The 12845-nt window shown below is 52.4% G+C and carries 11 protein-coding genes; 5 read left to right on the forward strand and 6 right to left on the reverse strand.

Annotated elements, in window-relative coordinates:
- Positions 1–237 precede the first annotated feature (237 nt).
- From ACJJIO_RS07235 to cobB, 3 genes are all read left to right on the forward strand, one after another.
- Positions 238–2523 (forward strand): slr1591 family oxidoreductase, encoded by a 2286-nt coding sequence (locus tag ACJJIO_RS07235; RefSeq protein WP_444910599.1) that lies wholly within the window; start codon positions 238–240, stop codon positions 2521–2523.
- Between the two features lie 170 nt (positions 2524–2693).
- Positions 2694–4001: an NAD(P)/FAD-dependent oxidoreductase gene (locus ACJJIO_RS07240; protein ID WP_444889295.1), complete on the forward strand. Its 1308-nt coding sequence runs from the start codon at positions 2694–2696 to the stop codon at positions 3999–4001.
- 204 nt (positions 4002–4205) lie between these two features.
- Complete coding sequence (gene cobB, locus ACJJIO_RS07245) at positions 4206–4910, forward strand: Sir2 family NAD+-dependent deacetylase (RefSeq protein WP_444910600.1); 705 nt, start codon at positions 4206–4208, stop codon at positions 4908–4910.
- 19 nt (positions 4911–4929) lie between these two features.
- Here the strand turns inward: cobB and ACJJIO_RS07250 are convergent, their stop codons facing one another.
- Complete coding sequence (locus tag ACJJIO_RS07250; protein WP_444910601.1) at positions 4930–5511, reverse strand: SixA phosphatase family protein; 582 nt, start codon at positions 5509–5511, stop codon at positions 4930–4932.
- A 179-nt stretch (positions 5512–5690) separates the two neighbouring features.
- Positions 5691–6170, reverse strand: a complete 480-nt coding sequence (locus tag ACJJIO_RS07255) for a DNA binding protein (RefSeq protein WP_252083443.1) — start codon at positions 6168–6170, stop codon at positions 5691–5693.
- Positions 6171–6715: 545 nt separating this feature from the next.
- Between ACJJIO_RS07255 and ACJJIO_RS07260 the strand changes: the two genes are divergently transcribed.
- A complete protein-coding gene (locus ACJJIO_RS07260) occupies positions 6716–7162 on the forward strand; it encodes a CBS domain-containing protein (RefSeq protein WP_252083444.1) in 447 nt (148 codons plus the stop codon).
- A 2-nt stretch (positions 7163–7164) separates the two neighbouring features.
- Here ACJJIO_RS07260 and ACJJIO_RS07265 read toward each other — a convergent pair whose 3' ends face one another.
- Positions 7165–9015, reverse strand: a complete 1851-nt coding sequence (locus tag ACJJIO_RS07265) for an SLC13 family permease (RefSeq protein ID WP_444910602.1) — start codon at positions 9013–9015, stop codon at positions 7165–7167.
- Positions 9016–9754: 739 nt separating this feature from the next.
- Here ACJJIO_RS07265 and mnmH point away from each other — a divergent pair.
- Positions 9755–10843, forward strand: a complete 1089-nt coding sequence (mnmH, locus tag ACJJIO_RS07270; protein ID WP_444910603.1) for a tRNA 2-selenouridine(34) synthase MnmH — start codon at positions 9755–9757, stop codon at positions 10841–10843.
- Between the two features lie 155 nt (positions 10844–10998).
- Here mnmH and ACJJIO_RS07275 read toward each other — a convergent pair whose 3' ends face one another.
- The 3 genes from ACJJIO_RS07275 to ACJJIO_RS07285 are packed head-to-tail and all read right to left on the reverse strand — an operon-like array spanning position 10999 to position 12836.
- Entirely contained in the window at positions 10999–11928 is a 930-nt protein-coding gene (locus tag ACJJIO_RS07275; RefSeq protein ID WP_444882884.1) for an SDR family oxidoreductase, read from the reverse strand.
- Between the two features lie 14 nt (positions 11929–11942).
- Complete coding sequence (locus ACJJIO_RS07280; protein ID WP_444910604.1) at positions 11943–12326, reverse strand: VOC family protein; 384 nt, start codon at positions 12324–12326, stop codon at positions 11943–11945.
- 54 nt (positions 12327–12380) lie between these two features.
- A complete protein-coding gene (locus ACJJIO_RS07285; protein WP_444910605.1) occupies positions 12381–12836 on the reverse strand; it encodes a DUF2750 domain-containing protein in 456 nt (151 codons plus the stop codon).
- Positions 12837–12845 lie beyond the last annotated feature (9 nt).

Consider the following 12845-nt stretch of genomic DNA (forward strand, 5'->3'; position numbering starts at 1 on the left):
TGAGTTGAACGCAAGCTGCAACGACAGCCAAGCCCATAAAGTAAAGACCAGCCCCACAGTTTTTTTTACCCTGGCGTCGCGATTCGCGATAATGAAGGCTTACGTCGTGTGATCAGTCTCGCCCCAACTCACGCTGTCTAAAATTTATCCAGAAGTGAATTTGCACGGCGGGAGAATTTGGCTGGCGGGCAATGGCTTTACCCCAGCAACTGTTGCAGAAATCAGTAGTGAGCAAAAATGCAGGAGCATCCTAACTACCAGGATATCGTTCTGGTCGGCGGTGGCCACACCCATGCCATTGTGTTGCAAATGTGGGCAATGAACCCGCTGCCGGGTGCGCGCCTGACATTGGTTTCTCCACAAATCCAAACCGCCTATTCCGGCATGTTGCCGGGGATGGTAGCGGGCCACTATTCACTGGATGACACCCATATCGATCTGGCGCGCCTGTGTCGCGCTGCAGGCGCTCGTTTTATTCAGGCCTGTGCCCACCATATCGACGTAAAGGCGCACACGGTATCACTGCTCGGGCGTCCACCATTAGAATACGACCTCTTGTCCCTGGATGTCGGTGCCACCCCGGTGCGTGAGCTGCCCGGCTCAGAATTGGCAATCCCCATCAAGCCTATCGGACATTTTTACAACTTCTGGCAAAAACTGCAGAGACATGTACAGAAAAATCGCACATCTCTGCGCCTGGGTATTGTCGGCGGCGGTGCCGGTGGTTGCGAACTGGCCATGGCAATGGCTTATAGCCTGGAGGAGCAGATCTATTCCGGGCGCGTACAAATACACCTGATACACGGAGCTGATGAAATCCCCCAAGGCTATCCTTTTCTCGCGCGAAAATTAGTGGCCCGTGAGCTCGATAGCCTCGGCGTAGAGATACATCACAACTGGCCGGTATCAGAAATTACAGAGCAGGGCGTACGCAGCAACAATGGCGAGCTACTCAACCTGGATCAGGTGCTGCTCTCAACCAACGCTTGTGCTCCCCCCTGGCTGGCGGATTCCCAGCTAGCTCTGGACGATAAAGGCTTCGTAGTAGTAGACCGTAAACTGCGTGCCCAGGGACATCAGGAAATCTTTGCCGCCGGTGACGTGGCCAGTTTTTCCGCCGGGCCGCTGCCCAAGGCGGGTGTCTACGCAGTGCGGCAAGGGCCGGTGCTGTTTCACAATCTGCGCGCCACTCTCACCGGACAGCCATTGAAAAATTACCGACCGCAAAAGCGCTTTCTGAGCCTGTTGGCCTGTGGCGGCAAGCGCGCGGTTGCGGTGCGTAATGGACTTGCCGCAGTGGGAGCCCCCCTGTGGCGCTGGAAAGACCATATTGATCGCAACTTTATGCAGCGCTTTAGCGATCTACCCATCAGCATGGAAGAGATGCCGAGCGCCCAACCTCGCGAGACACTCAACCAGCGCCAGGGCATCTCTCTGGCGAGCATGCGCTGCAATGGCTGCGGTGCCAAGGTAGGCCCTAAAGTACTACGCGGCGCTCTGGCCAAGCTTCCCATACAGCAATCTGAGTACCTACTGCGCGGACTCGGAGATGATGCCGCCGTGATGGACCTGCCCGCCTCGCAATTATTGGTGCAGAGTTCCGACCAACTGCGCGCCCCGGTTGCAGACCCCTGGCTGTTCGGGCGACTTGCCGCTTTGCACGCACTCTCTGACCTGTTCGCTATGCATGCCCGCCCGGTGAGCGCACAGGTATTGGCCACCTTGCCCACCGCGGCAGAAGAAATCACCCAACGGGACTTACAACAGCTGCTCGCCGGTACGATTTACGAACTCAACCGCCACCATTGCGTACTCTCCGGTGGCCACACTGCCGAAGGAGCGGAGATGCAGTTGGGCCTCACTGTGAACGGCCTGGCTGAACGCGAGCAACTGCTGGAAAAATGTGGGGCTCACACAGGAGACTGTCTGATATTGAGTAAACCCTTGGGCATCGGCACCATTCTCGCCGCCGAGGGGATGGGAGAAGCCAAAGGTCGCTGGCTGCAAAAGGCATTGGAGACCATGCTGCACAGCAATGCCGCCGCTTCCGGGGTTTTCGCCCAACACGGCGCCCACGCTCTCACTGATGTCACGGGCTTTGGTTTACTCGGCCACTTATTGGAAATGCTGAAACCCGATGGGCTCAGTGCCACTCTAATCGCCGAGCCGCTGCCACTGATTCCCGGCGCCCGTCAGTGCATTGAGCGCGGCTGGTTATCCAGCCTACAACCGCAGAACGCCAGTGCCTATTCCTTTGTGGAAAACCCCCGGGAGTGGCAATCCCTACCACACTGGGCGCTACTCACTGATCCACAGACCTGTGGTGGCCTGCTCGCCGCTGTTCCTGCCAGTAAGGCTGAAGCCTGCGTTCGCGCCCTACTACAGAGTGGCTGCAGCCAGGCCGCCATCATCGGAGTGATCAACACTAGGGGCAACCCCCAGCCAAAGATACGCCTGCGTCGGGATGGCCACTGGCGGCAGTTAATCACTCACAATAGCGAGGCGGAACACAGCCAAGTGTAATCATTCCGCTTTTATTTCTATTTATCATCACTTGTTCGGGCCTGTTGATATCACTGCCAATGCGGAGGATACTGGCAGCAAAACAAGCGCCGCTAACCATGTATTGCGGCGATAGGTCTTCACAGATTGGGGAGTCGGCTTATTAGTAATCGACAGGAAGACCACCCACCATGAAAAAAATTGTGATCATCGGCGGCGGCGCTAGTGGGCTACATCTAGCCACGCGGCTCGGGCACTATTTCAGTTTTACCCCGTTCATGGGAAAAAGACGCAACTCTCCCACAGCACAAATTACTCTGGTCGATAAGAATCGTACCCATATCTGGAAGCCCCTGCTCCATCAAGTTGCCGCTGGCGCATTAGACGCCAATATGGACGCCCTTAACTATCAAGTACACGCCCGCGCTAACGGCTATGAATTCCAGCTCGGCGCCCTACAGTCTCTCGACAGAAAGCGTCGGGTTGTCACTTTGGGGGCGGTGTTGGATGACGAGGGCCATGAGTTGGTGGCTTCCCGCGAACTGGAATACGATTATTTAGTTCTCTGTATCGGCAGCAAGAGCAACGATTTCCACACTCACGGCGTACGCGATCATTGCGTCTTTCTCGACAGCAGTGAGCAGGCACAGAAATTCCACCAGCAGCTTCTCAATCATTTTTTGCGCCTGGAAACCCACACTAAGAACAGCTTGCAGATTGCCATAGTTGGTGGCGGCGCTACCGGAGTGGAGTTGTCGGCAGAGCTGGTGGATGCAAGCAAGCAGATGGGCAACTATGGGCGAATCAGCTCGGACGCTATTGATATCACCGTAGTCGAAGCCGGACCGCACCTGTTGCCGGCCCTGCCGGCGCGCTTGGGCAATAACGCCGAGCGCGAACTGAGTAAAATGGGAGTGCGCGTACTCACCGGTTGCAGTATCGCGAGTGCCAATCCCACGGGTCTCACCACCGGTGACGGCATGGAAATTCCCGCAGCGATTCGCGTCTGGGCCGCTGGGGTCAAAGCTCCCGATTTTCTCAACCGTCTCGATGGGCTCGCCACTAATCGCCTCAATCAAATAGAGGTGAAAACCACACTGCAAACTCAAACTGATCCAAGTATTTTTGCCATGGGAGATTGTGCCAGTTGCGTCGATGGTGACGATCAGCGGGTACCGCCGCGCGCTCAAGCAGCACAACAGATGGCCAAACTCACCGCCTCCAATTTGATCGCTTTGATTGAGAACAAACCCCTGGAACATTTTTACTATCGGGATCGAGGCTCCCTGGTTTCACTGAGTAAATACACTGCGGTAGGAAATTTGATGGGCACCCTGGTAAAAGGCAGTCTCACCGTAGAAGGGCGTATTGCAGGTTTTGCCTACCGCTCACTCTATCGCATGCACCTGGCGGCAATCCACGGCTGGCCAAAGGCGATGTTGCTTTATCTCATTGGACAGGCCAACCGCGCGGTGAGCCCTCGTCTTAAGTTACACTGAGGAAACCAAAAAAGTTATCTCAATAAATTAAGCGGTCAATCTTGGCCGCTTTAACTTGGCCATCTGATTTATGCCTATCAACCGTAATATTTTTCTTGCTCTACATAACTAAAGCTTTCAGGCTTTCGATAAAATATTGATCTCCGTAAACTGTCCAATATATTTTTATGCCCTAATCACAGCAGCTTGACGAAATTATTTCCTATGCAATATCAACGTATCGTGGTGCTGACCGGCGCCGGTATCTCCGCAGAATCTGGTATCCGTACTTTTCGCGGGGCCGACGGCCTATGGGAAAACCAACGTATCGAAGATGTCGCTACCCCCGAAGCTTTTGAGCGCAATCCTCAGCTGGTACAGCGTTTTTACAACGAACGTCGTCAACATCTAATATCTGGAGATGTAGTACCCAACGCAGCTCATCAGGCTTTGGCCGCACTGGAAAAAGAATTCACCGGGGAATTTTTGTTGGTTACCCAAAATATCGATGACCTCCATGAGCGCGCCGGCAGTCATCATCTGATCCATATGCATGGCGAACTGCTCAAAGCGCGCTGCAGCAGCAGCGGCCAGCTGTTTTCCCTGCGGGAGGATCTGTTGGTTAGCGATCACTGCAACTGTTGTGGACTATCAGGTACCTTGCGCCCCCATGTGGTGTGGTTTGGGGAAATGCCGCTGCAAATGGAGGCGATTTACGAGGCCCTGAGCCAGTGCGACCTGTTTATCAGTATTGGCACCTCCGGCAATGTCTATCCGGCTGCCGGATTTGTAGAATGTGCCAACCTGGCGGGAGCACACAGTGTGGAATTAAATTTAGAACCCAGCAGTGTGGGTGATGCTTTCACCGAACACCGCTACGGACCGGCCTCGGCGATTGTTGGAGATTTTGTGCGCGAGCTGCTCGACTAGCGTATACACAACTAAGCGGCTACTGCGTTTGCGAAAGTTCAGCTACGTGATGTTGTCTGCTGTCCTTACCATAGCGTTGTAACAGAGTGGTTACCTGGCCTCGATCACGAATAACAATATAGAGGCGATCGTATTCATCGGATTCTCTAATTGGAGCACCTTGTTCCCCTCCAAGAAGGGCCACCATTTCCGGCGTAGTATTGCTATGCCCAACGACCAAGATTCGATCGCCGGCCTGGTCCAAATCCACGGCAAACTCTTTTAATTTACGGTAATCATAGCTTTGTACCGGCAAACCTCGCTGTTCAGCCAATGGGCGGGCAGTTTCCCTGGTACGAGTAAAATCGGTGCTGTATACCGCATCAATTTCCACACCTTTGAGTATCCGCGCCAACTGCTCGGCACGGGCCTTGCCAGCTTTTGCTAGTTGTGGATCTTTGCCAGCATTAGGCCCCAGCTCTTTTTCCCCATGGCGCACCAAATAAATAACCTGGCTATTGATCTGGCTATTGGTATTTGATGTCGCGCTTTCCGCCCAAGTGTTGACCCAAGGCGAACTTATAAAGCCAATGATTAGCAGACTGGTAATTCGGGTAAACACAAGAAGATACTCTCAATCCAATAGTGGTTGGAGGTTATGCAAAGGATATAGGGGCAGTAAACCCATATTCGATGAAATACAGGAGAATGCGTTTAAATTTTTAAGAAATGTAAAGAATACCCTGGTGGAGATTATCCAGCACCGGTATTACCGATGCTGGATAGGAAACCTGAGCAGAATTAGATCTTCCACTCTTTAACGGTTTCCAGACCGTATTCATCGATCCACTGGCTCAGCGCTTTAGGGTTGCGCTTTTTCTTCTCTACAGTGGCACCGGTATACGGATTGCGGTAGTGGCCGGTTTCCAGCTTCGGCTCTGCAGACTTGCTCGCAGTAGCTGCAGCACGGCGGCCGCGACGGGGGCTATCACCCTCTTTTTTCAGGTGACGGGCAACGCGAGACTTAAGAGTCTGTACGTAGTCAGGAGCGTCTTCATCATTCAGCTGGTCTACCAGCCACTCAACGACCTGGCGGCCACGTGCAACGAAGAATTCCTCTTCTTCCATCTGATATTCGGCAGCCAGATTAACCAGTGCCTTATCAAACGCGATAACGCCATCTTTTTTGCGTTCTGCCTGAGCCATTTGCTCCTGCAGTTCTTCGATTCTTGCCTGATGCTCGGCAATTTGCTGTTCGAGTTGTTCGTATTCCTGGAACATTCAATAAACCTCAACGACGGTTATTAAAAATACAGAGAAAACACTGTGGCGGAGGCCGACACAGAGTCGAGTCCGGTTATTCGAAATATCAAAATTGTTAACAGCACCACTAGCCGATTACTGGCGGTTAAGTGATGTTATATTCGGCATATTACGAATTAGCCGAATGAAAAACGAGATACCCTTGCACCGGTCGACTCCAGCGCTAGATATATTCGGCAAATGCATTATTAAAAGCTAGCCGACTTCAGCCTTTTCCGGTATTGAAACCGAAACACTGATTATATTTCTCGGCTGAGGTCGCGAATAATAATCTTTCGCCAACAAATATCAACCGTTTACGCTCTATCATTTGAATATAATAGGAATCTTCACGGTTATTGCTAACAAAATGTAACAAAGGCGTGGATATTCGCCTGAACAAAAGGATATTCAAACATCCCTATTTTGGCTATATTGTAACCGCAGTCGCCAATTGCAAATTATTGCGCTGGCTTTTGTTATAGCGCTCATTGCCAAAAACCATTGGATACCTGACGCTCGCTATGTCCAATACCCATAATATTCATCACATGCCCACTTTAGCGGCTCTGATGACGCCGTTTCCCTATCACATCGATATTGATGCCACCGTTGAGGATGCCCTTGCGCTAATGGAAGAGCACAAGGTGCGTCATCTGCCAGTAACCCGTGCCGGAGATCTGGAAACGGTCATCTCCAAGGGAGATATCGAAAGGGCCAACGCCCCCGGACACCGGCTGGAAGAGCAACAACTCTATGTCCACGACCTGTGCGCGCGCCGGCCCTTTATTGCCGATATCCACGATCCGTTGGATAAAATCCTAATGGCTATGGCCGATACGGGTATCGGCTCGGTACTGGTCATGCGCGAAGGAGAACTGGTGGGTATCGTCACAGTGACCGATATACTGCGCTTTTGTAGCAACTATCTTGCGGAATTAGCGCAGCCTGTGGACGACTCCATCGCCTGAGCTTAGAGAGGCCATACCCACAGCAACATGGGGATACTCACAAGCACCACCAGTATCTCCAGGGGCAGCCCCATGCGCCAATAATCACCAAAATCGAACCCCCCCGGCCCCAGAATCAAGGTATTGTTCTGGTGGCCCACCGGGGTTAGAAAAGCGCAGGATGAGCCGATGGCCACAGCCATTAGAAAGCTGTCCGGATTCACCGCCAGTTGTTCAGCGGTACTAATGGCAATTGAACACATCACCGCCGCAGTAGCTACATTGTTCATAAAGTCCGACAATGTCATGGTAACGATCAATATCAACACCAGAGCCAATACCGAACTACCCTGAGCCAAACTATCCAGCAGCACCTGTGCCACCAAGTCCGCCGCCCCTGTACTTTCCATCACCTCGGCCACAGCAATCAATGTGCCCAACAAAACAATCACAGAGCCATCCAAGGCCTCGTAAATGTTTCGCAGCGGCACAACCTTGAGTGCCATAAAAGCCAGCACACAGGTAGCAAATGAGACCGCTGCGGGGACCAGGCCAAAGGCTGCACCCGCAACTCCCAATGCCATAGCAAGCAGGGCAATGACTGCCTTTTCCTTGTTCGGCATGCCGATATCCCGCTGAGCCAGAGGCACGCAGCCCTGTTCCCGGGCAAACCTATTGAGATGGTTATCCGGACCCATCATCAGCAGGGCATCGCCCGCCTGTAACGGCGTAGAACGCAGACGCTTTACCGATCGGCGCCCCCGCCGGGAGAGGGCCAGCAGATTAATCTGATAGTTGGTCGAAAGGTGTAAAAACTGAGTCGAACGCCCCACCAAAATAGAATTGGGCATTACAACCAATTCGCGCAACTGCATTTCCTCACCGGCGGGGACGCTCTTTTCCTTACTCTTATCCCGAGAATCCTCGTCCTGCAGCGGCTTTGCCCCTCCCAGCTGTACAACCACTTTCTTGTCTTTTTCTGTCTCAGCCCCACCAACCATGGTGAGTCCAAGCCTGGTAAGACTCGCTGCTAAGGATGCCGGCTCTGCCTCGATTACCAGAATGTCCCCGCTTTGTATCCGCTGCCAGGGCGCTACTGCCGCTACCCGAGCATCGCTTTGCACCAACCCGACTACCTGTGCATCCTCAGCCCCCAATACCTTGCCAATTTCACCCAGGCTCTTACCTACTGCCGCGCTCTTTTCCCCAACCAGTGCCTCGGTGAGGTAGGTCCCGGTATCGAAACTGGACGCACCCGCTTGGCCGCGACCTGGCACCAGACGCCAGCCAAGCAGACCGATAAAGAGCAGGCCAACCAGGGTCACTGCCAAGCCCACCGGGGTGAAATCGAACATGCCGTAACTGCCCGCCCCGGCGCTGTCGCGGAAACCGGAGACCACCAGGTTTGGCGGCGTGCCAATCAGGGTAGTCATGCCACCGAGTATCGTGGCGAAAGACAAGGGCATTAGCACCTTACCCGGAGCCAGGCCCTGTTTTTCCGCCATATCCGCCGCTACCGGCATCAACAGCGCCAAAGCCCCCACATTGTTCATAAACCCTGATAGAAGAGCACCGAGCCCAGTCAGGAGTAACATTGATACTGTGATATTGCCGCTTCGAGGCACTACCCGCTGGGCCAGGGCTCCCATAGCTCCGGTATTCTGCAGGCCACGACTGAGAATTAGCACACAAGCCACAGTAACCACGGCTGGATGACCAAATCCAGCAAATGCTTTTTCAGGAGGAATTAATCCAAAAAACACACAAGCGAGCAGGGAAGAGAGCGCCACCATATCGTGGCGCCAAGGCCCCCAGATAAACAGCGCTATCGTAATCGCGATAATGATTAGAATAAGCAACTGATCTAGGGACATAAATACGTATTTCCTGAATGAAGCACTCGTGAAGAATTCCACGGGGCAACTCATTCAGGGTATACAAGGATAAGGTTTTGACGGGAATAAAGGCGCCGGAAGACCACTCTTCACTGATCGTTTAGAGGCATAATTTGCGCTAACCAAGTTCAATGACTCGGTTTCAATGGAAGTCGAGAGCAATCTTCCAATAGTTTTATGGACCAATAGGAAATCTATATTTCTTATTACGATTAAGGGAAATTTTAATTGGACTTATGCTAATAGAGCAAAGTGTAAAATTAGATAAAAATATTGGAATATCCGGAGATATTTTCTGCCCAGGTATTTTAGTGGCGTCAAATTTCACCAAAAATTATGATATCCAAACCATAACGGATACCAAATTATTAATAACTGCTCTCTATTGAAATTCTCACCCTATTATTAGCCATATCTTTTCTTCTTACTTATTAATTGAGCATAAAGGGCCCTGCCCTAAATTAACCCAAAGCGTTACATACACCTTCAGCTAATTAGCCACAAGTACTCGCGACTAATGCTTTACTAGCTCCTCAATTATTGGTGGTGACATACCCTGGAGCCATTTTATTCGGTTAACCGCTAAAGTGGATTGGCGTACAAACAAGCAAAAGCCTTACAATCGACCAAAGTTTCTTTGATTAACTCTATAAGAGCCTCAGAGTGGTCAGCCCTCATTAATGAGTGAAGCTCTCCACAGCAATATTGGAGACCCTCCTTGCGCAAAAATACTACGAATTACCGTGATCTATTCCTACACGATATTCCGCTGATGGATGTACGAGCACCGGTGGAGTTCCAGCGCGGAGCATTTCCCCATGCAGAAAACTACCCGTTATTAGACGGCCAACAACGGGAGTTAATTGGTACCGAGTACAAACAGCAGGGGCAACAGGCCGCTATTGATTTGGGATGGCAACTAGCCACGGATAAAGTCGTAGAGCATAGGCTCAACGCTTGGAGTACATTTATTCATCGCCACCCCCAGGGTTATCTTTACTGTTTTCGTGGCGGCCTGCGCTCGCGCACTACACAGCAATTATTGCGAGATGTGGGAATTGATTATCCACTGATTGATGGTGGCTACAAGGCTATGCGCACCTATCTGCTCAGCAAGCTGGAAGGCCTGAGCCAAGAGCTGCCGCTGATCGTTATTGCCGGTCACACCGGCAGTGGTAAGACAGAGTTAATCCAGGATGCAGAACGCGCACTCGATCTGGAGGGGATTGCCAGGCACCGCGGCTCCAGCTTTGGCCGTACGGGTTGTGATCAGCCTTCTCAAATCGATTTTGAAAACCAAGTGGGTATCGATTTACTCAAGCTGTCGCAAGCTACCGGACCAGTTTTTATCGAGGATGAAAGCCGGCTTATTGGCCGCTGTGCCCTGCCCCCAGTATTACAAAATGCCATGAAAAGCGCTCCCAGAGTCCTGGTGGAGGAACCGCTGGAGCAACGAGCCCGGCGTATTGTGCAAGATTATGTGTGCGAGGCCCTGCCGCGCTTTAAAACTGCTGACAATTCCTCCGCAGCGACATTGGGAGAAGAACTGCGCAACAACCTGAGTAAAATCCGCAAGCGCCTCGGTGGATTACGCCATCAAATATTGGATGCACAACTTATGGATGCAAATCGAGAATTACAACAGAGTGGGAACAGTGAGGCCTATATTCCACTGGTGATGTGTTTATTGCGAGAATATTACGATGGTGGTTACAACCACCTGATGGAAAAGCGTGACAGCCCTATCCTATTTCGCGGTAGTTTTTCAGAAGTGAAGGACTGGCTGAATCACAGGCGCGACTGTTAGTTAATAGCTAAAAATTTTAAGTGGATAATTTCCAGTAATGCATTGAGCAGAAAAGTAATTAATTACTCAAATGAAAAACACCGGGGAGGCAGTCCTAAGCCTCACTTATACCTTGTGCGCCAAACGGTTTAACTTGAAGCAGTCCTAAGCCTCACTTATACCTTGTGCGCCAAACGGTTTAACTTGAAACGGCGCAATAAAATCCAGTCCCGCAATTTATGCGGTAACCAGCGCGCAAGCCAGGGCAACAGGCGGCTGCGATTGCCGATACGCACCAGTGTGCGCGGCCGTTTGCGTAGAAGTTCACGTACCAACTTGCGCGCCAGGGAACTAGCCAAAGTGGCGTTCTGTTGTGACTCCTGAGCGCGGGCGCGCACCACCTCCTCCTGGCGCTTATACATTGAATCCGGAGGCAAGAGACCGCGCAGTGATACTTCCGCGTGGCGACCGAACTCTGAGGCAATAGCCCCAGGTTGCACTGTCATTACGCGAATGCCAAAAGGTTTCAGTTCCAGGCGCAAGACTTCCGAGAGTGTGTGCAGGGCCGCTTTGGAAGCGCAGTAGGCCCCAGAGAAAGGGGTAGCCAAAACACCGGATACGGAACCGATATTACAAATTACAGCACTCTTGCACGAGCGCATCAACGGCACACTAGCGCGCGCCAGTGCCAGCGGTGCAAATACATTGGTGCGAAATTGATTTTCCAGGGAGCGGGTATCCAGCTCCATCAGCGGGCCCATCTGCCCGTAACCGGCGTTGTTGATCAATATATCCAGGCGACCGTAGGCGGCCTTGAGAGCGTGTAGCACCCGGTTAATATCTGCCTGGCTATTAACATCCAAAGCTTCGGTAGCGATGCCCAGGTCCGCCAGTTCCTGCAGGCTTTCCGGGCGTCGCGCGGTAGCGATAACAATAGTACCGCGGCGATGTAAGGCCAAGGCCAGCTCGCGACCAATACCACTGGAACATCCCGTAATCAGAGCGACTCTGTCTGGCGCCACATAGCCACGGCCAATTTGCGCAAGGCTCTCTGCGGCAAAGCTATCAGGAGATTTTCGAAAACTGGAAACTGGTGGTTTGTTCACGGGGACTGCTCCGTTTACTGGTTCGAATCCTCCAACACGGCCTGGGATTGCTCAATCAGGCCAATAATATTGCCGTAAGGATCGAGAAAACTCGCCATCAGTACGCCCTCGCCAACATCCACCACATCGCTGTGTTGTCGCGCACCCATGGCTCCAAGACGCTCGACCTGTGCGGCCATATCCGCAACCGCCCAGTAGGCGATCACCCCATCCGCGCGGCTGATCGCGCTGCGCGCATCCGGATTCAGGCCCAGTTCACAATGGCCGAGATGAAAACCCACATAGCAATCGCTATCGAAATAGGGTTCTTTCTGCAGCAGCTGCGCATACCAGGCACGGGCCTCTGCAATATCTGTTACACCGTAAATTACTGTACGCAGGCCGAGAAACTGCTCCATTAAGACACCCCGTTGTTTAATTTTTATCCGCTGGGTGGGGCACTATGGCGCAGCTTATTGCAGCTCCTGCTCCAATTGCTCCAGCAGGTCGATGGGTTCCAGCTCCACACCTTCCAGCTCATTGTTCCAGTTCAGCCCCACCAGCAGTACATCCTCGTGCATACCGGTGAGCCAGTCATCCATAAATTCTTCCAGGTCGATAGCTACCGCCTGATATTCCGCCCAATCGCCCTCACAGTGTGCCTGGGCAAATTCCCGCTGGGACCAGAAGGGCATCACTTCGGTCTGTGGGCGTTTTTCGGATTCGCACAACGCAAAGCCCTCTTCCCCCTGCAGCGCCCAGACGCAGCCCTGTTCGGCTGCCTCTGGCAAAAAACGTGCGCAGTTTTCTTCAAAATCATCAGTTAAGGGTTCGCTTTGCATAACATCTTCGCTTAATAAGTTTGCCAGCAGTTTACGCCAGTTTGCCCCCCGCACCAACGCAAAGACCACGGCTCTGGCATCAGGCAAAACTGCTTT

It is taken from the genome of Microbulbifer mixtoriginis (SeqCode) (genome assembly GCF_052467235.1).